The sequence below is a fragment of the Microbulbifer variabilis genome (assembly GCF_052467165.1).
In genome coordinates this window covers 2738062-2761375 of record NZ_CP174301.1, presented here as the reverse complement: position 1 = coordinate 2761375, position 23314 = coordinate 2738062, and the positions used below count along the sequence as shown (strand labels likewise).

Annotated in this window: 17 protein-coding genes; 13 read left to right on the top strand and 4 right to left on the bottom strand. The window is 47.7% G+C overall.

Going from position 1 to position 23314, the window contains the following annotated elements; all coding sequences use genetic code 11:
* Positions 1-3 precede the first annotated feature (3 nt).
* Positions 4-873 carry a hypothetical protein gene (locus ACJJIP_RS12205; RefSeq protein WP_444945235.1) on the bottom strand — a complete coding sequence of 290 codons (870 nt, stop codon included), beginning with the start codon at positions 871-873 and terminating at the stop codon, positions 4-6.
* A gap of 897 nt (positions 874-1770) precedes the next feature.
* Positions 1771-4917, bottom strand: coding sequence for a bifunctional proline dehydrogenase/L-glutamate gamma-semialdehyde dehydrogenase PutA (putA, locus tag ACJJIP_RS12200; protein WP_444945234.1), 3147 nt, complete (start codon positions 4915-4917; stop codon positions 1771-1773).
* A 141-nt stretch (positions 4918-5058) separates the two neighbouring features.
* On the opposite strand from putA, the gene ACJJIP_RS12195 reads away from it, so the two are divergent.
* From ACJJIP_RS12195 to ACJJIP_RS12180, 4 genes are all read left to right on the top strand, one after another.
* On the top strand, positions 5059-5568 hold the full coding sequence (locus ACJJIP_RS12195; protein WP_020415006.1) for an Lrp/AsnC ligand binding domain-containing protein: 510 nt from the start codon (positions 5059-5061) through the stop codon (positions 5566-5568).
* 339 nt (positions 5569-5907) lie between these two features.
* Positions 5908-7062: an acyl-CoA dehydrogenase family protein gene (locus ACJJIP_RS12190; protein ID WP_020415007.1), complete on the top strand. Its 1155-nt coding sequence runs from the start codon at positions 5908-5910 to the stop codon at positions 7060-7062.
* Positions 7063-7298: 236 nt separating this feature from the next.
* Positions 7299-9314: an alkyl/aryl-sulfatase gene (locus ACJJIP_RS12185; protein ID WP_353375174.1), complete on the top strand. Its 2016-nt coding sequence runs from the start codon at positions 7299-7301 to the stop codon at positions 9312-9314.
* Positions 9314-9760, top strand: a complete 447-nt coding sequence (locus ACJJIP_RS12180; RefSeq protein ID WP_444945233.1) for an OsmC family protein — start codon at positions 9314-9316, stop codon at positions 9758-9760. Before ACJJIP_RS12185 ends, ACJJIP_RS12180 begins: the two co-directional genes overlap by 1 nt.
* 425 nt (positions 9761-10185) lie before the next feature.
* Here ACJJIP_RS12180 and ACJJIP_RS12175 read toward each other — a convergent pair whose 3' ends face one another.
* A complete protein-coding gene (locus tag ACJJIP_RS12175) occupies positions 10186-11709 on the bottom strand; it encodes a flavin-containing monooxygenase (RefSeq protein ID WP_353375175.1) in 1524 nt (507 codons plus the stop codon).
* Positions 11710-11825: 116 nt separating this feature from the next.
* Here ACJJIP_RS12175 and ACJJIP_RS12170 point away from each other — a divergent pair, with 116 nt between their 5' ends.
* Positions 11826-12875, top strand: coding sequence for an AraC family transcriptional regulator ligand-binding domain-containing protein (locus tag ACJJIP_RS12170; protein ID WP_444945232.1), 1050 nt, complete (start codon positions 11826-11828; stop codon positions 12873-12875).
* On the opposite strand, the gene ACJJIP_RS12165 is transcribed toward ACJJIP_RS12170, so the two are convergent.
* Positions 12869-14374: a DUF1254 domain-containing protein gene (locus ACJJIP_RS12165; RefSeq protein WP_444945231.1), complete on the bottom strand. Its 1506-nt coding sequence runs from the start codon at positions 14372-14374 to the stop codon at positions 12869-12871. The genes ACJJIP_RS12170 and ACJJIP_RS12165 overlap by 7 nt on opposite strands.
* 47 nt (positions 14375-14421) lie before the next feature.
* Here ACJJIP_RS12165 and ACJJIP_RS12160 point away from each other — a divergent pair, with 47 nt between their 5' ends.
* The 8 genes from ACJJIP_RS12160 (at position 14422) to ACJJIP_RS12125 (ending at position 23314) form a co-directional block, all read left to right on the top strand.
* Complete coding sequence (locus tag ACJJIP_RS12160; protein WP_444945230.1) at positions 14422-14658, top strand: hypothetical protein; 237 nt, start codon at positions 14422-14424, stop codon at positions 14656-14658.
* Between the two features lie 634 nt (positions 14659-15292).
* Positions 15293-16762: a class I adenylate-forming enzyme family protein gene (locus tag ACJJIP_RS12155; protein ID WP_444945229.1), complete on the top strand. Its 1470-nt coding sequence runs from the start codon at positions 15293-15295 to the stop codon at positions 16760-16762.
* Positions 16763-16890: 128 nt separating this feature from the next.
* Complete coding sequence (locus ACJJIP_RS12150) at positions 16891-18039, top strand: type III PLP-dependent enzyme domain-containing protein (protein ID WP_444945228.1); 1149 nt, start codon at positions 16891-16893, stop codon at positions 18037-18039.
* A gap of 3 nt (positions 18040-18042) precedes the next feature.
* Positions 18043-19083 carry a hypothetical protein gene (locus tag ACJJIP_RS12145; RefSeq protein ID WP_444945227.1) on the top strand — a complete coding sequence of 347 codons (1041 nt, stop codon included), beginning with the start codon at positions 18043-18045 and terminating at the stop codon, positions 19081-19083.
* A gap of 8 nt (positions 19084-19091) precedes the next feature.
* Positions 19092-19916 (top strand): hypothetical protein, encoded by an 825-nt coding sequence (locus ACJJIP_RS12140; protein ID WP_444945226.1) that lies wholly within the window; start codon positions 19092-19094, stop codon positions 19914-19916.
* Positions 19913-20452, top strand: coding sequence for a hypothetical protein (locus tag ACJJIP_RS12135; RefSeq protein ID WP_444945225.1), 540 nt, complete (start codon positions 19913-19915; stop codon positions 20450-20452). Before ACJJIP_RS12140 ends, ACJJIP_RS12135 begins: the two co-directional genes overlap by 4 nt.
* 2 nt (positions 20453-20454) lie before the next feature.
* On the top strand, positions 20455-21474 hold the full coding sequence (locus tag ACJJIP_RS12130) for a hypothetical protein (protein WP_444945224.1): 1020 nt from the start codon (positions 20455-20457) through the stop codon (positions 21472-21474).
* Positions 21467-23314: an acyl-CoA dehydrogenase family protein gene (locus ACJJIP_RS12125; protein ID WP_444945223.1), complete on the top strand. Its 1848-nt coding sequence runs from the start codon at positions 21467-21469 to the stop codon at positions 23312-23314. Before ACJJIP_RS12130 ends, ACJJIP_RS12125 begins: the two co-directional genes overlap by 8 nt.

Sequence of the window (23314 nt, the reverse complement as noted above, 5' to 3'; positions counted from 1 at the left end):
TTGCTATAGGGTATTTCTAGCCAGAACTCCCTTGGTCATAGCTAAATGCTCATGCTGAAGATTATAGTTGATTCCGTTGTTTGGTGAGAAGCCATAATGCTCTGCAAGTGCTGTCACTAGTACGTAGGTATAGAAGTCGCAAATTGATGTGTCGCCACTAAACTTATCTGCTGCTTTTAATAGATCTTGTTTGTTTTCAGTCAGTTGCTGACCAGTTTTTTGAAACTTCATATAATCACGTGTATCACTATACATCCAGGCAATGATAATCGTGTTTCCCACGGCTGTTGGTGCAAAAAGCCCCACCACGTTAGAGGCGATCGCCAAAAAATCTCGCCGGATCATTTTATAGTATTCCCTCCAGGATGTGTTCTGTGAGGCCAGATTACTTCTCAAGCCTTTAAGTGCGATAATTGTTGCCACAACTCCATTGATCTTTGATGAAATATCATTGACGGATGACGCTAACGAAGAGGCTGAAATTGCAAAATTAATACGCCTATCTTTTTTAAGAGCATTGTTTTTATCGATTTCTTTATCTATTTCTTTCGTGAGGAACGCCGTAGAACATAACCGCTGATAATCCACTGCAGCGATCCTAAAGCGGTCTCGTAAGTTATCTAGTTGTGCAATTTGGCTGGCAGGTACTCTCGAAGTCAGGTATTCCCTGAGAAAGGAGTGGATGGCCAGGATGCAGCTCGCTTCACTGTTAAGGTCATTCCAATAAACTTGTCCATCCGCAGATCGCTCTCGACCAGATTTATAGTTATTGGCGACATCCTTATTAATAATTTTGGTCCAGGCGTCATAGCCTTTGGAGCAAAATTCAATCATCTCTTCTATTTTGGTATTAGTGAAAACGTCTGCACCCATGATTAGTCCCTTTGTCAGGTGGAGAATTTAAAGTGGAAGTCGGCACTCAGTTATATATGATGTTCTGGAAGGCCAGTTATGATGAGCAGCATAGGAGTAGTACCATAATTTGACTCCTATATGTCTTAGCCTTAAGACGGTTTAAAGGCTAACGTAGTTTCTCATGGGAATAGCCAAGGCCCGATAATCAGCTTCTATATTACCATACTTCCCTGATAAACCTATTACTCGCAGGCACATCCCAATAGTGCAGCTGATTTTCTATATTTCTTTGCCTTAGATAAATTGGTTTACATAAACTAACCTTCATTGAGCATGGCGTAAGTTGGTACTTGAATACAAAAAGCGATTGGCAGATTTTTTGTACGATCGTACGGAATGTGTCTGCTACTCTATTCATTAAGCCAGAAGGCCAGTAGTCTTTTCTAATGGATCTTTTACTGGCAGTTGGGTTTAGTGAGCTTTGTGTTTTTGTCCAGGACTTATGAAGAGTGAAAAAAGATATCTGACTTTCTGAATCAATTTTTTAACGATGCAGCCCGATTAAAAAATTAAAAAATAAGAAATTTTGTTATTTTTAATGTTGAAAAATACAGTATTGGTTTCATGGGTGGGACTCTAAATATCTTATTGTATCCTGCCTGTGAACTTATTAGTGGTGTATTGATGGTCAATTAGAAGTCGATTATTTCAGTGGAAATATGGCATTGCTGAAAGTCTTTATTATATTAAGCAGGGGTGCAGAAACCTAAGCGTTTTTAACTGCTAAGATTAAAAAATTAAATTTTACTGGTTTGGCGGAATAGGGTGAGACAGCCGGGAGCAAAAAAGATTTAAAAGTAATTACTTATATGGTGTAGAAAAAGCGGGCTAAGCCCGCTCTCTCATTTTTGAAGATTACTGTCCCAAAGTAAACAGCTGTGTATTGCCACCAGTGGCAACGGTATTGATGGTTTTGGTTTTCTCGGTAGCAAAACGGAATAAATAGTGGGGGCCGCCGGCTTTGAAACCGGTGCCGGAGAGGCCTTGGCCGCCGAATGGGTTCACGCCGACTACTGCACCGACCATATCCCGGTTTACGTAGCAATTCCCTACATTAACCCGTTTGAATACCGCGTCGGCGCGGCCCTCGATGCGGGAGTGCAGGCCGAAGGTGAGTCCGTAGCCGGTGGCGTTGATGCGGCGGATCACGTCCTCCAGTTCTTCGGCTTTAAAGCGTACCACGTGCAGGAAGGGGCCGAAGACTTCGCGCTTTAGTACAGAGAAGTCTTCAATTTCTACAACTTGAGGGCCGAAGAAAGTGCCTGTACCGGGCTTTTTATCTTCATCGAAGGCAAACAGCGTTTTGGACTCTGTGCTCATACGCTCCCGATGGGCTTCCAACATGCCCAGTGCTTTGTCGTCGATTACTGGGCCGATGTCGGTATCCAGCTTGCCGGGATCGCCAAGGGAGAGTTCTTCACAGGCGCCTTTGAGCATATTGAGCAAGTTATCGGCGATTACGTCCTGTACACACAGAATGCGCAGGGCGGAGCAGCGCTGGCCGGCACTTAGGAAGGCGGATTGAATTACGTCATCTACTACCTGCTCGGGCAGGGCAGTGGAATCTACAATCATTACATTCTGCCCGCCAGTTTCGGCAATCAATGGAACGATCGGGCCCTCTTTCGCTGCCAGTTGTTGGTTGATCAGGCGAGCGGTCTCGGTGGAACCGGTAAAGGCTACGCCGCCCAAGCGGGGGTCTTCGATCAATAACTTACCTACGGCTGCACCGGTGCCGGTAATCAGGTGTAGTACTTTTGCTGGTACGCCAGCATCGAGCATCAGGCGAACGGCGTGGGCGGCGATTATTGGCGTCTGTTCAGCGGGCTTGGCCAGTACTGCATTACCAGCCGCCAGTGCGGCAACCACTTGGCCGGTAAAAATAGCCAAGGGGAAATTCCAGGGGCTGATAGCGGCGAATACGCCACGGCCGCCTAGGTATAGTTGGTTTTTTTCACCAGTGGGGCCGGGCAGCTCCGTTGGTTCACTGAAATGCTGGCGCGCTGCATTGGCATAGTAGCGGCAGAAATCGACTGCTTCACGTACTTCGCTGATACCATCATTGAGAGTGCGGCCTGCTTCCAGGCAAATAATTGCGGCAAGTTCATTCGTCTTTTTCTCATAGAAATCGGCGATGCGATCGAGAATCGCGGCGCGCTCATTGCCGCCCATACGATCCCAGCCGATCTGTGCTTCAGTCGCAGAGGCGTAGGCTTGCTCAATCAGGTGCTTGTCAGTATTAGCGGTGTGGCCAATGACCTCGCCGGAAGCCGGGTTGTAAACTGGCTCTTCGGCTTTACCCATAACACCGTTGATGATTGGGCCACCGAGGAAATGCTTGCCGCGCTGTTTGTCCAACTCTTCCAACAGCGGCTCTACAGAATTGGGATCGGTCAGCTCGATGCCGTGTGAATTTTTTCGTGGCAGGGCTTCTGCGCCCATATAAATATTCTCCGGTACAGGAATTTGTGGGTGGCGGTATGGGTTACAGGCCTCACTGAGGTCGAGAGTGTCCTGTACCAATGCCTCAATTGGGGTCTCCTCATCCATAAAGCGGTTTACAAATGAGCTGTTTGCGCCGTTCTCGAGGAGTCGGCGAACCAGGTAGGGAAGCAAGTCGCGGTGGGCGCCTACCGGAGCATAAACTCTCACTGGTACGCGTTTGCCGTGTACAGCTTCAATTTGCGCGTAGAGCAGGTGGCCCATGCCATGCAGGCGCTGGAATTCATAGTCAGTGCGTTCACCAGCCATCTCCAGGATCAGGCCTACGGTGTAAGCGTTGTGAGTAGCAAACTGGGGATAGATAGCATCACCGGCATCCAGCAGCCTCTTGGCACACACTTGGTAAGAAAGGTCAGTGTGACACTTGCGGGTATATACCGGGTAATCGGTCAGGCCCATCTGCTGGGCGTGCTTGATTTCGCTATCCCAGTAAGCGCCTTTCACCAAGCGAACCATTAATTTGCGGCCGGTGTCTCGACCAAGGGCGATCAGCCAGTCTGCAACATGGGGAGCCCTTTTTTGGTAAGCCTGCAAAACAAAGCCGAGGCCTTGCCAGTCCTTCAGTTCAGGGTCGCGGGCAAGTGCGTCGAAAATATCCAGGGAGATATCCAGGCGTTCCGCTTCCTCGGCGTCGATATTTAAACCCATATCATATTTGGCGGCAGCAACGCACAGGCGCTTTACCTGGGGCAGCAGTTCATCCATGACACGATCGCGTTGCAGTACGCTATAGCGAGGATGAAGGGCAGACAGTTTGATAGAGATCCCGTTAGCTTCGACAACGTCACGTTTGGTGTTGTCGTTACCGATGGCTTCGATAGCCATCATGTATGCATCGTAATAGCGCTGGGCATCGGCCATGGTGCGCGCACCCTCTCCGAGCATATCGAAGGAAAAGCGAGTGCCGGGCAGGTTTTCCTTGGGGCCGCGCTTAAGTGCCTCGTCGATAGTACGACCAAGTACGTACTGTCCCCCCATGATCTTCATGGCCTGCATCATGGAGGTGCGCACCATGGGTTCGCCGATACGGCTGATCAGGCGTTTCATCCAATGGGAAGGACGCTCGGTGATATCGGGGTCCAGCTCAACCACGCTGCCGGTAAGCATAAGCCCCCAGGTAGAGGCATTCACAAATAGTGAATCTGACTGGCCACGATGGCTGGACCAGTTGCCGGAATGCACTTTCTCAGCAATCAGTTTATCGGCAGTATCAGCATCGGGAACCCGAAGTAGAGACTCCGCCAGGCACATGAGGGCCACCCCTTCTTTGTTCGACAAGCCGAACTGCTGCAGGAAGGCGTCCAGGGTGCCACGCTTACTGCGCTGCTGGCGTGAGTGCCGTACCAGCTCGCGCGAGGTATTCAGAATTTTCTTGCGCAGGGCTTCACTGGGGCGCGGTGCGGCCAGGAGCTCACTTACACATTGGTTTTCGTCGGCATGCAAATACTCGCGTGCCTGTTCTCGGGCACTGTGTAGGTCTCCGGCGAAGTTTGTCGACATATCGTCTCCCAAGCTCTATATCTAGGGTCAGAATAAAAAACCGGATTATGTGCGAAAGTGCTTAGAATTAATCGCCATTTTGGCGCCAGTTGTGGTTAAATATCACGCCTAATTGCGTGATTGCCAGTAGGGTATTTTGTAATGTCTCGACAGTTGGAAGATCTTGATCGTATCGATCGCCAAATACTGCGTATCCTGCAACGCCATGGACGACTGCCAAACGTAGAGTTGGCACGCCGGGTTAATCTCAGTCCCACTCCCTGCCTGGAGAGGGTCAAGCGCCTCGAGCGAGAGGGATTTATCCGCGACTATGTAGCGTTGCTGGACCCGCTCAAGGTTCATGCCGGCCTGGTTGTTTACATCCAGGTGACTCTGGCTAATACAGCCACTGAGGCACTGGAAGCCTTTAACCAGCATGTGGCTGGCTTGGAGGAAGTGCAGGAGTGCCATATGGTGGCCGGTGGTTTTGATTACCTCGTAAAGATTCGCATTAAGGATATGCTTGGATACCGCCGTTTTCTCGGAGAGAAGCTGGCTTCAGTGCCGGGAGTACGCGAAACCCATACCTATGTGGTGATGGAGGAGGTGAAAACCGATACTGCCGTAGCGGTGCCGGACCCTGAGCCTAAGACCAAATCAGCCCGGCGCTGAGCCGGAAGCGCGCTTTAGGCGCGTGGTGGCCTGGAACCTATCTGGAACCTATCTGGAACCTATGGGGAGTCGGCCACCGGGCAGATAATCATCAGGTAAGGTTGCCAGAGCTCGGGAAAATGACTCGCCAAAAAACTCCGTACCCGGCATGTGCTCCGTGTTGAGGTAAAACCCAATTGCTTTTCCCCACCGCTATCTTTGCTATTGATTGCGGAATTCATGGTGGAATAGGGTGAATTGGCAACCATTGTCGGTCGGTATTTTATTATCCTCGACATAACTTGTGAGCGGTGTCCCCGCCGCCGAATCAGAATGCGATAACGATAAAGTAGGTAATGTATGGATTTCTCACTGAGCGAAGAGCAGCAGATGATCCAGGACGCAGCACGTCAGTTTGCCGAGAGCGAATTGAAGCCTATAGCTGCGGAACTCGACAATACAGGTAACCGCCCTCTGATACTGGAGAAGCTCAAGGAATTGGCCGAACTGGGTTTTATGGGTATCAATATCGATCCCAATTACGGTGGTACAGGTGCAGGCACGGTGGCTTTTAGTTTGGCGATTACCGAACTGGCACGAGGCTGTGCATCCACTGCAACTACCACCTCGGTTACCAATATGGTGGCTGAAGTTATCCAGGCTGTAGGCAATGAGGACCAGCGCCAGAAGTACCTGCCAAAAATCTGTAGCGGGGAATACGCTGCGGGTTCTTTCTGCCTGACTGAGCCCGGCTCAGGTTCTGATGCTGCAGCTATGCGTACCCGTGCAGTAAAAGACGGCGATGAGTATGTGCTGAATGGCAGCAAATTATTTATCAGTAGTGCTGAATTTGCTGGCATTTTTGTTGTGTGGGCGGTTACCGACCCTGATGCCGCGAAAGGTAAAGGGATTTCCTGCTTCCTGGTTGAAGCGGGCACACCGGGGCTGATTATCGGCAAGGCTGAAGAGAAGATGGGGCAGAAAGCTTCTGTCACCAATGAAGTTTCCTTTGATAATTGCCGCATTCCCGCAAGTAACATGCTGGGTGAGGAAAATCGCGGCTTCCGAATCGCCGCGGGTGAACTTGCTGGTGGTCGTATTGGTATCGGTTCCCTGGCACTGGGAATTGGGTTGGAGGCGATGGATTGCGCCCGCGCTTATATGCACGAGCGCGAGCAGTTTGGTAAAAAACTGGCGCAGTTCCAGGGATTACAGTGGCAGCTGGCAGATAAGTACACTGAGCTCGAAGGTGCGCGCCTGTTGCTGTTACAGGCAGCTTGGCAGAAAGATGCGGGCATGGCTTTTGGCCCGGCGGCGTCCATGGGCAAACTGTTTGCCAGTGAAAAAGCCAATGAAGCTTGTTACTTAGCCCTGCAGATCCATGGTGGGGTCGGATATACCCGCGAGTACCCATTGGAGCGCATGAGCCGCGATGTGCGTATCACCACCATTTATGAGGGCACCAGTGAGATCCAGCGCCTGATCATTGCGCGTCACCTGCTTGATGTGCGTTGATTTAGTGATATAAGACCCAGAGGCTGGCTCTACCCAAATGGAGGAGTCGGCCAGTGGGCTCCATGCTTAAAATTGTCAGCAATCTTCCCTTCGCTACCGAATATCCCATCCTTACTGACAGATCCTACCTATTCTCTACTGGGAAATTCTTTTCCTGTTTTCCGGGAAAATATTTTTCAGAGCTTGTCCGCTAAACAGTACTTGCGGCCATTAAGAGTATCCGATAGCGGGTGAGAATGATGCTTGCTGACCAGGGAATCTCCGCGACTTTTTTAGCTCGCCTGGCATTTATTATATCTCTTCAGTTTTCTGTTTTCACTTATGCCGATCCACCTAATCCGGCGAGTGCTGTCACCCAAAAGGCCAATCAGACAGTTTTAAAAGAGTTGCCATTTGATAATCGGCAGGATTTTGAAAATGTAAAACGCGGTTTTATCGCGCCATTACCTGATAATGGCGTAATTAAGACCGAAAAAGGACAGCCTGTCTGGAATCTTGAAGCCTTTCAATTTGCACGGGATAAACCTGCACCAGACAGTGCCAACCCAAGTTTATGGCGACAATTACAGTTGATCTCCGAGGGTGGGCTTTATGAGGTAACTCCGCGAATCTACCAGGTGCGTAGCGCCGACCTCTCAAATATTACGTTTATTGAGGGAGAGACTGGGGTGATCGTAATGGATCCCCTGATCTCGGAAGAAACTGCGAAAGCAGCCTTGAAATTGTACCGGCAGCATCGAGGTAACAAGCCAGTGGTCGCGGTGATTTATACCCACAGTCATGTGGATCATTACGGTGGCGTACGTGGGGTGGTAAATGAGGAAGAGGTAAAATCTGGAAAAGTTAAAATCTTTGCTCCAAAAGACTTCCTGATTGAAGCGGTCAGTGAAAATGTCTTTGCCGGTAACCATATGGCGCGTCGCGCCAGTTTTATGTACGGTAATTTGATCCCAAAAGACCCTAAAGGTACGTTGGGGGCTGGATTAGGCCTGGAAACCTCTACGGGTACCGTCACTTTAATTGAACCCACCGACACTATTACAAAAACAGGAGAGACTCGAACCATTGATGGTCTGACTTTTGAATTTTTGATGGCACCGGGTTCTGAAGCACCGGCTGAAATGCATTTCTATATTCCCGAGCTAAAGGCAGTAACCGCTGCCGAAAATGCTACCCATACCTTGCATAATCTTTACACGCTTCGCGGGGCCAAGGTGCGCAATGCAAGGGATTGGTCGCGTTATTTAAATGAGACCATTCAGCGCTGGGGAGACAAGGCAGAAGTATTGTTTGCACCGCATCACTGGCCGACCTGGGGGCAGGAAAATGTTGTTAATCACCTAAAGAAACAGCGAGATCTTTATAAATACCTGAATGACCAGACCCTACGCTTGGCCAACCATGGCTATAACATGGTGCAGACTGCTGAGATGATGGAGCTTCCCCCAGAGTTGTCTCAGTATTGGGCCAACCGAGGTTACTACGGTAGTGTTAATCACGATACTCGCGCAGTGTGGAATTATTACCTCGGTTTTTTTGACGGCAACCCCGCGCGTCTTTATCCAATGCCTCCCACTGCTGCCGGCAAGAAGTATGTGCAATATATGGGAGGAGCGGCCAATATCATCAAGCAAGCCAAGAGAGATTATGATGCTGGCGAGTACCGCTGGGTGGCGGAAGTGCTGGATAGACTGGTCTCAGCCGAGCCGAACAATCGTGCTGCAAGAGATTTACTGGCCGATGCCCTGGAGCAAATGGGTTACCAACAGGAAAACGGAACCTGGAGAAACTTCTTCCTCAGCGGCGCTAAAGAGCTGCGGGATGGCATCGAGCGCCTACCGGTGCCGCTAACTGCCAGCGCAGATACTATTCGTAGTATGCCCACCGAGCTGATTTTTGATTATCTGGGGATTCGCTTGAATGGGCCAAGAGCGACAGGCAAAAAAATATCGATCAATATTAATCTTCCAGATATAAAAGAACGCTACTCACTGGTGCTGGAAAATGCAGTGTTGAACTATGGCCCTCCAGTTAATGACCCTCATTCCAGTGTCACAATAAAGCGTGAAGACTTGAATGATATTATCCTTGGTACCGCCACAATTCAGGAGAAGATGGAGGATGGTTCGATAAAAATAGTTGGGGATGTTGGCCAGTTGAAAACTCTTCTCTCCCTTATGGATCGATTTGACTTCTGGTGGAACCTGGTAACCCCAGAGCCTATGGAAAAAATGTCTTCAGGAGACTTCTGATGAGTGGTCCATTGCCAACTGTTGTTACCGTAGAAGAGGCTGGTGCGGATAAATATACGCAGATACTGCACTCGGGTCCCCATCGGTTAATTGCTGATGAGCCGGAGGATTTAGGCGGGCAAAATCGTGGACCAGGCCCTTACGAATATTTACTCATGGGGCTAGGAGCATGTACCAATATCACCGTGCGTATGTATGCAAATATGAAAAATATTCCGTTGGAGCGAATACAGGTCATCCTCTCCCATCGTAAGGTCCACCTAGAGGACGGGAAGGACTGTGAAAAAAGTTCGAAAAAAATTGATGAAATTGTGCGGGATATTACCCTGGAGGGGGAACTGACCGGTGAACAGAGGCAGCGCCTGCTGAAGATTGCTAATCGCTGCCCGGTACACCAGACACTGACTTCAACAGTAACTATTCATACACGCTTAAGCTCCCAATAGAGAATATGCCTCCCATGGCTTTGTAGGGAATTCTATTGGGTAATGAATAGTGACCGTTCTTTTGGTTCAAATGTCTTGGGGTAGCAGCGGCCTCTTTTTCAGGGCGTAATTTATGGCGATACAAGAGTTTGTTTTTGGAATCCGATCGAGCTATGTAGTTAAGTTGTGGTATGGGGGCCAAACTACGGATTGCCCAAAAGGTTCCTGAGAGAGTTTACCGGCTAATTAAAAGATTTGATCGGGAGCAGGCAATTGCAGAGGCCAGAATTGTGGCCCCTAATGCCCTTTTTTACCCAGACTGTCTGGAAGGCCAATGCCGAGGCTATTTAACGTCCCTCAAAACTATACTTTCATTTCATAACTTATGTTCTGCTATTTAGTAATCCCTATATCAAATGTGGTGGTTGTTAATGTGGCTTTAATATTCAGGAAGTCATAGTTTCTTCAGTTTTATGAGCTGAAGCTTTAATGCTCGGCGTCACTTCAGGAGCTTGTCGGAGCGTAAAGGTGAGAATACCATCTTCGATAGGTTGTTTAAGTAGAATTCTTGAGTCTTCCTCATAATTATTTAAGAGGCGCCAAGGATACTTGTTACCCTGGCGAGGTAATACGTTGTTTCCTCTTTCCACATAGCCGGAATTTAGGCTGCTCATCACAGAGCTGTTTTCACTACATCCTTCTGTATCTTTGGCAATGCAGGTGTCAAAGTTACCTTGGTCCATATAGTTGAGTAAGCGGCAGATGTACTTTGCAGAGATATCTGCTTTCAAAGTCCAGGGAGCATTGGTATACCCGAATACCCATGACATATTGGGCACCCCTTCTAAGAGAACGGCTTTATAGGTTAATTTTTCCTTGATATTTACTTCATTTCCATCAACATAGAGTTGCATTCCTCCAAGCACCTGTAATTTGAGGCCGGTTGCCGTAATTATAATATCGGCAGTAATGCGCTCTCCAGATTTCAGTTGAATGCCTGTTTCTCCAATAGATTCAATTTCATCGGTCATTACCGAAGTTTTACCGGAGCGCATTGCCTTAAAAAGGTTATCATCAGGTACCGCACAAACCCGCTGATCCCAAGGTTGGTAGCTTGGGGTAAAATGACGCATGTCGAAATTTTGGGGCAAGCTTTTGCGTACACCGCGTAAAAAAAGCTTTCGCATAAAGTTGGGCCAGCGCTTGGAGGCTTTAAAAAGCCAGCGCTGTATTTTGATGTTTCGCCAGCGAGCAAATTTAAATACCCAGGAGCTGGGTAGAATTTTTAAGAGTTTTTTAGAGAGTTTGTCGAACGCGGGAACAGAAATGATATAGGTGGGTGAGCGCTGCAGCATGGTTACATGCTTGGCTTTTTCCGCAAGTGCGGGAACTAGAGTAACCGCTGTTGCTCCACTGCCGATGACAACGATCGTTTTATTACAGTAGTCCAGTTTTTCCGGCCAATGTTGCGGATGGATATAGTCACCCTGAAACTGTTCTGCTCCAGGAAACTCAGGCAGGTATCCCTGATGATGATCATAATACCCTGTACAGGAAATCAGGAAACGACAGCTATAGCTGCACCGTTCACCGGTTTTTAAGTTAATTCCGTCGATAACCCAGATTTTTTTTTCGCTATCCCAATTGGCTTTGGAAAGTTCAATGCCGAAATGAATATGCTCCTTAATGGAATATTCTTCGGCAGTATCGCTGATGTACTGTTGGATAGAGGGGCCATCGGCCAGCACTTTGAGGCCAGGCCAGGGGTGAAAATCAAAACCAAAACTGAACATATCTGAATCGGAGCGAATTCCTGGATAGCGAAATAAATCCCAGGTTCCACCGACTTGTTCGCGGCGGTCCAGAATGGCAAAACGTTTTGTAGGGCACTCGCGACTGAGGTGGCAGGCTGCGCCAATACCGGAGAGGCCAGCACCGATAATTAGTACGTCAAAATGAAGCGGCTCCAAAATCAATTACCTGGCTGATTGGTAGGTGTTTATAGACTGCGTAGAACCAATGCTGATTTATTGCTACATTGCGACAAAAAATTATCTTGAGGCGCCAGAGGCGTTTTGGAGGGGCAGTGGGAAGCGTAATACGAGCCAGTGTGCTCACGGGATATGACGAATTAGTGGAGGCTTTGGGTGGTAATACCGCTAGCTATCTCACTGAATTCAATATACCGCAGGATATTGTGGTGTCCGACACTCGTCTCTTGTCCCATGCCGATGTTGCGAGTTTGTTGGAAGTCTCCGCACAGCGATTACAGTGTGAGGACTTTGCGCTGCGCCTTGCCTTTCATCAGGGAGTAGACAGGCTGGGGGGAATCGCTGTGATTGCCTGCAACTCTACAACGCCAAGGGAGGCGGTGGAGGCGGTAGGTAGATTTATGCCTCTGCATAGCCCGGCAACCCAATTGCGTCTGGAGCCTGTAGGCGACGGGCATTGTGAGCGCTTGGTATTTAACTTACTTGACCCAGCTTTGTCACGATTTACTCAAATCCATGAGCAGACATTGGGTAATGCATTGGCAATGTTACGTATGCTGATGGGGGCGGATGCTGCACCACAACGGGTTTTGTTGCCGCACAGCCCGATCTCCAGCAGGCAACGTTATCACGAGTACTTTTCCTGTCTAGTGGAATTTCAGTCGGGCTACTGTGCTATGGAGTTTCCCTCTGACCCGTTGGATAGTCAATTGCCCTCTGCCGATCCCGTGACCAAGCGTTTGGCTACCTGCTATCTGGAGCAGCAATTTTCCTCATCAGCAGCGTCTCTGGGTACCAGAGTGCGGGAACTATTACGGCAGTTGTTGCCAACGGGAAAATATCAGGTGGCGGTGGTTGCTGATCACCTGAGCTTGCACCCCCGCACTCTACAAAGGCGCTTGGCAGATGAAAGTCTGCGTTTTGATAGCTTACTGGATCTGGTGCGTAGGGAGCTGGCGGCAGAGTATCTCTCAGATGCCAGTCTTGCATTGGGGCAGATAACGGGTTTATTAGGATATGCCGAGCAGAGTACTTTCCAGCGCTCCTGTAGGCGTTGGTTTTCCGATACGCCACGCAACCATCGGCGTCGCCTTACTCGTGCGCAAGCTTTAGAGCGTAAAGGTTTGGCTGCTGCAGATCAGTAGTCTGTTAGCTCAACCTCTCCGGGGCGCCAAGTCTTTTCCAGCCAGGGGCCTAATGGGCCATATAGGCGCAAAATAACAAAGAAGCCTTTACCCGGCACTGTCTCCAGCCAGTTGTTCTCAAATCCTTTCGGCGCTACGGGACCGAAAAAAATATCGTAAGAACCATCGGTGTTTTTCTTGATACCTTTGCTCTGGCTGCTTACCGAGGGAAACTCCTGGCTTGTCTTTAGCTGGGAGCGGGTTTGGCTGTCATAAATGTTAACCGCCCAAAATGCATTGACAGGTACATCGGGTGGCAGGTGCAGTTTGTATTTCCTGGCGCCATCAAAGGGCTCTTTGTTTTCGTCGACAAAGGCAATGGCATAGTCAGAACCTTTACCTGGCTCGATGGCTGTCATCGCTGGGCTGACACCGGTGTAAGGGTAGAAGTAGCTAACACGGGCATCACTGTTAATCGTTTTACCATCGGGCCCATTGAAGAAAATATTTTTACCCGGGAAGGCCATCACCCAGGCGCTGTCGGTGCCCGGATAGATTTTGACATCGGATAATGATTTGTCTGTGCGTGGGTACCAGACAATAGATCGGGCGATGCCATTACCGATGCCAACTGCATCGGTCAGTATCTTGATCATGCGTTCATCGGGGCTAAAAGCCTTACCTTTCTCAATGCCGATAGAGGCAAACAAGCCGCGAGTTTCCGGATTTAGCATTCCTATCCATTCGTATTGGATGATCTCATTTAAGTGCTTGTAGAACTTGTAGTTGTTGGGGTGGATGGTGTTGAAGGCCTTGCCAGAGGCGCTAATAAACACCATGCGCGGAGGGTGATTCTTCTTGGAGAGGGGGTAGATCCTCAGTTTGTCTTTAACGCTCTGTACAGCTTCATCCAAGTCCTGGTTACTGGGAGAGCGCATAAAGACCCATACCCGGTAAGAGCGAGGATATACAGGGAAGTAACCGAAGGGAAGGTTGCCTTTATAGTCGGGTGGCAGGACTAGATATTTTCCTCCCCGACCCTTATCGGGGCCGGAGTTACCTATGTCTTCCGCATAGCGAAACCAGGCATCATTGAATGCGCCCATCACATTCGGTGGTGCGTGTAGAACTGTAGGGCCATCTCTCTTCAGGTCCAGGAAGGCCAGGGTGTAGATGGTGGATGTATTGCCGGTAAGGAACAGGGATTCGGAATTCATTAGTCGATCGAAGATCAGCACTTCATGGGCCGACTTGGCGCCGAGTTCATACCCACCTTTCATGAGTGCATGTACTGATGCTCCCTGAATACCTTTCAGGAAGCTATCTACCGCGCGCATATGGTCCAGATAGTCATATAGCTTTTCAGCTGTCTCAGGGTAAGGCGCGCCGTCGCGAAACTTTAATAAACCGATACTACTCTCGACTTTATCCGGGGTGCTGATGGACTCTATGGTTTCCGGGCCGACGTCTGTGCTAGCAAAAGTAGCGGGTAAGTAAAAGTTAAATAAAAAGAGGGCCATCAAAAACCCACCGTGGATGCAAGGACGTACTTGCTGGAGAGGCAGCCATGACCGGCGGTTCAAATTCTGTTCCTCCATTGGTGAGGTTGCCTTTGAGTAGATTAATGACAGGAAAGGCAATAGTTTCCAATGCTTCAGCTGTAAGTTATTTTCCGCGCAGGGAAGCCTTTAGAAGTAAAAAGGTGTCATTTACTGGCGCGTATAAAAGAGAATTTGGCAACTACATATTAGTCGCTTCTACTGATGGACTCTTTGTCAGTTTCAGAAGTGGCGCAAATTTATAACATGTTTTGACAGATGGCGTATTACGTAGAAATTCATGCAGGGGCGAGTTGTAAAAACCTGGGAATAACACTCTCATAATATTAATTTTATCAAGAGCTTTGAGCGAATATGTTAAGTGGTGTTTATAATGGTTGATCACTTCCTGATTAAAAATGGATTAAAGGTTGTTCAGGAAAGAAAATTTTTTGAATGAAAATGTCATTAGTATATGTTTTTTTTGTCAATCGTGGGCAGTTGATCGGCTTGCTAAAGGTAGAGTGGGCAGCCATTTTTTAATTGAAATAATTGCATGAATATTCGGATTTTTTTTCTTACTGGAAGATTTGTTGTCATTTTTTGTGGAAGAAAAAGATTTAATTTCAGCTCATGTTAATGGTTGGGAACTTTATTCTTAGAGTTCGTTTTGTCTGTTTGTCGCGGATAGACAAAACAAAAAATGTCTAACAATTTTTGACTTTTCTTAATTTCAAGTAGCTGAATAAAAACTTCATCACAGGATTTCAAGATAGTACTTGTCATTATGGAGAGCTAACTTTATAAAATGATCGTCCCATGTAGGTGACCCCGAAAGTTTTTGAAGAGCAACTGGGGAAACCGTAGTTAAAAAATTTAGAATAATTAATTGGACTAAGAATGTTCTCGCTTGCCGACCTGTTCGATAAGGTTGTCGCTAACTCTTGGCATGGAAGCTTGGAAAGCCTGACCGGCGAAAAATTGACCCTCTCACATTGTGAGGAGGCCCTGGCCCTGTTGAAACAGGAGAATCTAGGTCTCATCAACGGGGATAGGATTGTTGTCAGGGCACACAGCGATATTTTTACTGTAGCCGTTATGCTGGCCGCTTGGCGACTTGGACTGGCCGTAGTACCAGTTAAAGGTGATGCGAGCGAAGCTGCGGTGCAATCTGTAGCTTCAGACTGTAATGCGAAGGTAATTTTCAAAGATGGTGATATTGTTTCCCTAGAGACTTATCGCTCAGAGCAGAGACGTTTCGAGTTTTGTGCGCCCCCAGAGGTAACCGGGGTTGATTTGGCACTGATTATTTATACATCTGGTAGCACGGGCAGCCCCAAAGGAATAATGCTCACCCACCAGAATGTGCTGACCTCACTGGAGTCAATCACAGAGTACCTGCGCTTAACTGAGCAGGACAGGATTCTCTGTCTCTCACCTCTATCTTTTGACTACGGTCTTTACCAGGTGCTATTTGCCCTCTACAAAGAGTGCACGACGGTCCTCTATGATAAGCCCTTTAATCCAATTCATGCGTTAAAGGCACTTTCTGAGAATAAAATCACGATATTACCGATCGTTCCTGCCATGGGGGCAGCATTAGTAAAGCTAATTTCTCTGGTGAAGCCGGATCTCTCACTGCTGAAAAGTATCACCAATACCGGCGGTCACTTATCTGAGTATGTGATTCGAGCCTGGAAAGAGTACTGCCCGCAACTCAACGTTTTTTCAATGTATGGACTTACTGAGTGTAAAAGGGCCATGTACCTGGAGCCTGAGCTTTGGGAGGAGAAAATGGGGTCGGTTGGGAAACCGGTTCCCGGTCTGGATGCGCGAATTTTTCAATATGACAGTGACGCAGATAGCTATCGCGAAGTAGCAGAAAACGAAGTCGGTGAGTTGTATGTACGTGGCTCAGCGGTAATGCAGGCTTATTACGATCCGAATGCCCAGGGCGGTGCGACAATTGTGCATGGCCTGTATCGAGATGATAACTGGCTTGCGACAGGCGATTTGTTCAGCAGGGATAATGAAGGGTTTTATTATTTCAAGGGACGTTCCAAAGACCTGATCAAGCAGGCAGGATTCTGCCTTTTCCCTAAAGACCTGGAAAACCTTATTGATGCTTGCCCGCAGGTACACCTCAATGTGGTGATGGGTTCAAAAGACAAATTTCAAAGTGAAATTGCCGTTTGTGTTGTTGAACTGCATGAAAATACACCGGAAAACCAGCAGCAGTTTAAAGTGTGGTTAAAAGAAAATCTGGATATTGATTACACACCTCGGGAAATAAAATTTGCTGAGAGCATTCAGTTGACGGCCAATAGTAAAGTGGATAGAAAATTACTGCAGCAAGAGTTTCAGGCCTGAGTTAGAGTTTCTAATTCTGGCTATTTGCAATGATACAAAAATAAAAAGCGCTGAGACTTATTAGTCATCAATACGATTGAAACATAAGCGCATTATAAGAATGACATTGAATTTCTTTAGGGGATACCATGAACGCTTCCTTGGAAAAGCTTGTTGCCCAGCTTGACCAAAATAGACAACAATTTTCAACGCCTTGTTACGTATACTCGATTGAAGATGTTGCTAATAATTATCGCAAGCTAAAGGAAAAATTGGGTACATCCCTGATTTACTCGTTGAAGGCAAACAGTTGCCTCGATCTCATTGTACGCTGTGGGCATATTTTTGAGGACGGTATCGAGATAGCCTCTGTGGGGGAATTGAATCTTCTACCGAGAGGTGAGAGTCCCCGTTACATCAATAACCCTTCAGCGGACAAGAGCTTTATTCGGGCCGCCATAGCCAGTAAGTGTACTCTGGTAGTAGATAACCTTTTCCAATTGGAAATTATCAGAGAGTTTCAGGGCAAGAGGCCGATCAAACCCCTGATATTGCGCCTGAATCCAAGCACACTCGATCAGTTTGTAGAGCCTCCAGTTGGAATCCGGAAAGATCATTTTGGTTTGAGTTGGGAAGATGCAATTCGAGCCCTTGAAACCTGTAAGGAGTATGGCCTGGACGTTGCTGGCTTCCATGTTTTCCGCGGATCATATAGTTTTGCCAAGCTTGCTAACTCTACTGCGCAAGCTGCACTAAAAATTGTAGAGACATTTGAGGATTCTCTAGGCTACCCGCTCTCGCTTGTGAACCTTGGAGGTGGCTTCAATTCGAACTGGGAGGATGAGAATTTTGATTTTGACCAATATCGAAGTCTTCTTTCAGAATTTCCTTCCCATATCAGTATTATCCATGAAAGCGGGCGGGCCATTATGGAGTCTGCTGGCTACTTTGTTACTGAAGTGCGCTATGTGAAGTCGATAGAAGGGCGCCGTTACGGTGTTTGTAACGGGGGGATGGCCCAGAATTTTCTATTGGCCAAAACGGAAAGTGCTTTCAAGCGATTCTCGCAACCCCTGGTCTTACGCGAAGGCACTGTAGTTAAACCCGAGGAAGAGGCCGGTAGCTGCTTTTTGGTCGGTACATCCTGTAACAAAGAGGATGTGATCGGTGAGGTTAAAGAGCTTGAGGTAAAGCCTGGAGACCTGGCTATTTTTAGTCATTGTGGTGCTTATAACGCGAGCTATACCGTCGCTCCTTTCCTAAGCCTGCCGTCCGCAAAATCCTACCTGATGGAGTAGTTCATGGAATTGCAATCCATTGCTGGCGGCTTTGTCGCTGACCAGCTCGCATCGATTTCGCCTGTTCCTGCGACCTTTCAGAGCCTGCTGGAGCGGGCCTGCATTCGCTTATTTGATGCCTCGATGATTATTGAAGACCCGCTGACTGACTTGGCTCCGCTTAGGGAGCCCTCAGTAAAGCAGCCTTTAGAGCAGTTTGAGCAGACCTACGTAATCGATCAGATTATTGATAGGGTGCGGGATGAAGGGCTTTCGGGGCATTTCCATGAAATGATCGGGCTTTTTGGCTCCATTATGATGAGCCTGACTGCTACAGATGAGCAATTAGCGCAGGTGAACCATTGGGTAGAGGGGGGGATTTTTGGTCACTTCTTAATGACGGACCCCGGCGGGCCCAGCCTGCAAAGTTGGAAGACTGAGCTTAAGGATAGTGACGAGAGCTTGGTACTCAATGTTAATAAGGTGCATGGTATTGAAGCCCAGAAACTTGGGTTTGCCATGGTTGTAGCGAAACAGGTTGCGCGTCCATTTCCAATCACGGTGATGTTGCCCCCTGATCTTTGTGCTGAATTAAAACAGTTACCTGTTGGAAAACCTTTCCTGGATGGCAGGCTGCAGCTTGGTAATTGTCAAGGCAGTGTGCAAGTCTCTAAAGATATGTTACTCAGTAAGGGGGGGTTGGGTAGTGTTAACCGTTTCCTTACTTTGGTTCGTCCCCGTTTTGTAAAGTCTTTGATGCACTTTGTGCTGTGGTTAAAAGATCAGGGAGAGGTAGAGCTCTCAGTTACAGATCAGGAACATATTGAATACCTCATTTACCTGTGCAACGAGCAGACTTCGGCAACGATCTTTTCAATGCACAGTGTAAACAGGGTATTAGCGACAAAGTTTGCCAGTAATGAACTGCTTCTCGATATAGTGGCTTCTGGCAAGGTAAAAAATAAGGCTCGTCAGCGTGACTTGTTGGCATTTACCAAAATGGAAGGAAGCTCCTACCGCTGCTTTTTCGAGATCTATAGCAAGGCGAAAGGGCACCGGGTATGAGTTTGTATTTGAAGTCTGCCGCTTTCACTCCTATCGAAAGTATTACTTTTTCATCGAGCGGAAGTCTCCGTAGTGCTTTTGCTCACGTCAGTGAAATTCTCTTTGAGCAGAGTACTCGTGTACTTGAAGCAATTTCACCAGATATAAGGAAAGAGATCGGCCGCCACTTTCTTTGCTCAACAATGATCGAATTGCCCTTTACAACGGGCGCTATTGCGGAGAGTGATTTGAATGTTGTGGGAAAAGAGCAGCATGTCCCTGTGACCAGCTTTGTGAATACTTATGAATGCGCCTCGTGGGGCTATAGCCTTCGTTATTATTTAAAACAGAACCCTGATGCCCGTTATGTCATGGTCAGTATTCTGGATGCCAATGTACTGGACTTAAGTTTTTGGCAGAGTAATGAAAACTGGGGGAATAGCGGATTTGGTCTTTGTACTTTGCTGTTGGAAGTGGAATCATTTGAAAAAAATGATATCACTGCAAGCTGTGCTGTTACCTATAATACTACCCCCGAGTTTGCAACGATTATCCGAAAAATGGCAGCTGGTAGGGACGACCTCACATTATCATTGCCATTCTTCCCGGAAAATATTCGTCAAATTTTTACCAAATTGCTCAATGGTTTCGAGCAACTGCCCGATTTACATGACAGGTGGGGTCACTGTTTTGGTAGTGATCCCTGGTTGAATATTATCTGTCACGGTGTCAATGGTGATTTTCATCAGCCAAAAAAAATACTGGCCTGTTCTATTGCATTAAATGGCTACTACTGTACCGCAGAGGTGTGTGTTGACCAGCAGAGCACCTTTTATCTGTCGGAGGCAGTATGAGTAAATTGATAGAAATTACTGCTACGCTGGTTCGTAATCCATACCCAGATCTACCTAAGCTCTGTGCAGCCAGGACTTTGCCTTTACATAGGGAAGAGGATTTCGAAGCGATATCTATTCTTCCGGTGAATAGTAACCCGATGATGCTAAACTTTGCCGAGCACTATCGTTTGATCGTCCAGTTGCTCGGTTGTATTAAGAGTTTTGAAGCCAGGATTGATACGTGCCTGCTTAGGATACAAATGCCTGCAGGTGGGCGCATGCCTAAAGAGTTTCTCGATGAGAAGGTCTTGATGTTACAGGATGTACGCGCTGAAGAGGCATTCCTTCAACGTGAAGGAAAACCATATATTGCCATTGAAGACACACTCCCTCGGCATCCATTAGAGGCGGGGAATAATAAAATCCAAATTCGAATTGCCTGCGAGCAGGACCCTTCCGATTTACATTGGAATTTAGTGGAAGGTATTTCAGCCAAATTAAAAGCCGTTGGATTTGATGCTGTAGAAACGACAGTCAAGGACAGGACCGCGTAGACATGTATATCAAAAGCCTGTGGTTGGACAATAAAGGGGAGACGGAGCAGCTAGTACAATCGCTGAATCAGTATCTGGATGGTTTTGCTGAACTTCCTGAGCTTATCTATATCGTGTCTGCCGGGGAGGCGAATGTGCTGCTCGAGCAGCGCGTAATGCAGTTTATTACTAAGCTGGAAGAGTCCGCCCACAATATTCTTTTCGTAGGTAGTGCTTGTACCAGCTTTCATGCTGCGATCCTTAGTTATTCACGGCGAGCTGAAGCTGATGCGTTGATTATCAACCTGGAGGTGGGTAAGGAACGTCAGCAGGAATGCCTGGATTCCCTGGGCATAGGCGTGAAAGCAGGACAAGATGGCCTCAGTGTAATTACCGGTGTAGCAGTCACCTGGATTACCAGAAAATATCACGAGCAGAGCATCTGTCAGATTTCAAGTTGTGACATTTTATCGCAGTCCCCGTCATTGACTGGCGCACACGAGCTGGTAAAGAGTCTAAAGCGAATCATGTCCGTCAATTTCGATGATGCGAGTCAGGTAGTTTCCTTTGATATTGAATCCAAGTGGGCCAAAGGATTATTGAAAGGATTCTCTGGCGCAGAAAGGTCAACCTGGCTGCCAAGTATTGAAAAGGATGGCCTGCATTATTTGAGTATCAAACCGCTAGCTGAGATTAGAAAGTACTTTCTTGAGAAAAAACTTGAGAATCTTTGGCTGATAACACTCGGTGGTGGTGGTAGAGCAGGGTGTATAAAGGTAGTGAGTCCCGCAATCGACCGAGCTAGATTGCTTTCCAGATTGGTCCATACCGAGACGCTGTCTTTGGAGGATGCCTTTGCCGATTTTAGTACGGCGCAGCATATCGGAGACACGTTAGGGCAGGACTACCTTCCACATGTACGTGAAGCCTTGAGTTACCCCAAAAGAAAGTATCGGGGAAGGCACAATCAAATATTTCACTGGGTGCTAAATTCTGGCAGCTGGCGATCCCTTTTAGAGAATCAAGGAGCCAAACATGGGTAGAAATATCTACAAGGCTGATTTAAGGGAATTCAAATTCCTGATTGAAGACCAGTTTCACCAAGCCCGAACCCTGTTTGAGCACCCGCTATATAAAAATTGTACGCCAGAAATATTGGATGATATTTTGTTGCGTGGAAAGCAGTTTTCCTATCAAGTCTTAGGGCCAGGTTATCAGGAAGCTGATGAACAAAGTTGCCACCTTGTAGATGGCAAGGTTCAACTCCCCAGTGCCTTTCCTGAAATGTGGAAACGTTTCAAGGAGGAGTGGGGGAATATGGCTGCTGTGGATGGGGCACAGGATACCGGTCTGCCGCCTTTCGTTATGCAGATGCTCCTGGAAATGTTTATGGGCGCCAACCCCAGTTTTATGACATATGGAGGTTTCTGCCTGCCATCCGCCACTTTGGTAGAAAAGTACGGCAGTGATATCCAAAAGGCGCTCTTCAAGGACAAGCTGGCAACCTCCGAGTGGACTTCCTGTCTTTGCTTGACTGAACCTCAGGCTGGCAGTGACGTTTCCCTGGTGGAAACCAAAGCTACTCGCCAGGAAGATGGCACTTACTTACTAAGTGGTGAAAAATATCTGATCAGCGCCGGTATGCATGACCTGACAGGTAATACCATTTATTTTGTAATGGGCAGAGGAGAGAAAAGCGGATCAGGTACCTATGGGTTATCTTGCTTTATAGTGCCCAAATATTGGGTAGAAGAGGATGGCAGCCTGGGAGCTTTCAATCACGTGGAGTGTATATCCCTGGCTGATAAAATGGGTTTTAAAGGCTGCGCCAATACCCATCTGACTTTTGGCAAAAAAGGCCAATGTCGGGCTTATTTGTTGGGCGACAGAGAGAATGTCGGCCTACTACAGTTTCTCACCCTGATGAACCAGGCCAGGATAAGTACCGGTGTTTATGCACTGGGGATGGCTTCCTCTGCTTATTACAATGCGCTGGCCTATGCCAGTAAGCGTCTTCAAGGCAAGCGGTTCCATGAGAGTTTCAGCTCAACAGCCAGCCGTGTAAATATTGTTGAGCATGTGGATGTTCAGCGTATGTTGCTGGAGATGAAATCCAAGGTGGAAGGCTGTCGTGCGCTGATTGCCAAGTTGACCCTTTCGGAAAGTCTCCTGAAAACTTTTGCCGGTGATGCCGACAAAAAAGCGGAGATAGCCCACCATCAGGGTCTGGTAAATCTACTTACTCCAGTTGTTAAGGCCTATATCAGTGATCAGGCCTGGAGAATCTGCGAGCTGGCGATTCAAACCTGTGGTGGTCAGGGTTACTTGAAAGGTTTGGGTATTGAGCAGTATGCCCGAGATATCAAAGTGCTGGCGATCTGGGAGGGCACCAACTATATCCAGAGCCAGGACCTTATTCGAGACAAGCTCGGCCTGGGCAATTCCAGCAAGCTCTTTCAGGTATATAAGACTGAAATCGACGCATTTATTGGCAGGGCGGCAGACTTCCCACAATTCAAGGGGGAGTTTGATCATCTGAAGCAGTCCTTTGAACACTTGGAGGCAGCCCTGAAGGCTGTTCATGTCTGGGTCCGGACCAAAGAGATGTTTAAAATCCCAGCGTACAGTACACGTATCCTGCACATGATGGGGGATATTACCCTGGCCTGGTTATTACTCGAAGCCGCCTGTGCAGCCTCCAGTAAATTGAGTAAAGAAGATTCAGATAAAGCTTTTTACGAGTCAAAGATACTTAGTGCCAAGTTCTTTATTCGCAATGAGTTGCCCAGAAGCAGGTTTACGCTGGAGGTAATTCAAGACCCTGACTCTTTCTGTGGGGTCGACTCGCCGGTTTGGGCCTCACTGCTCAGTGATGTGGAGTAA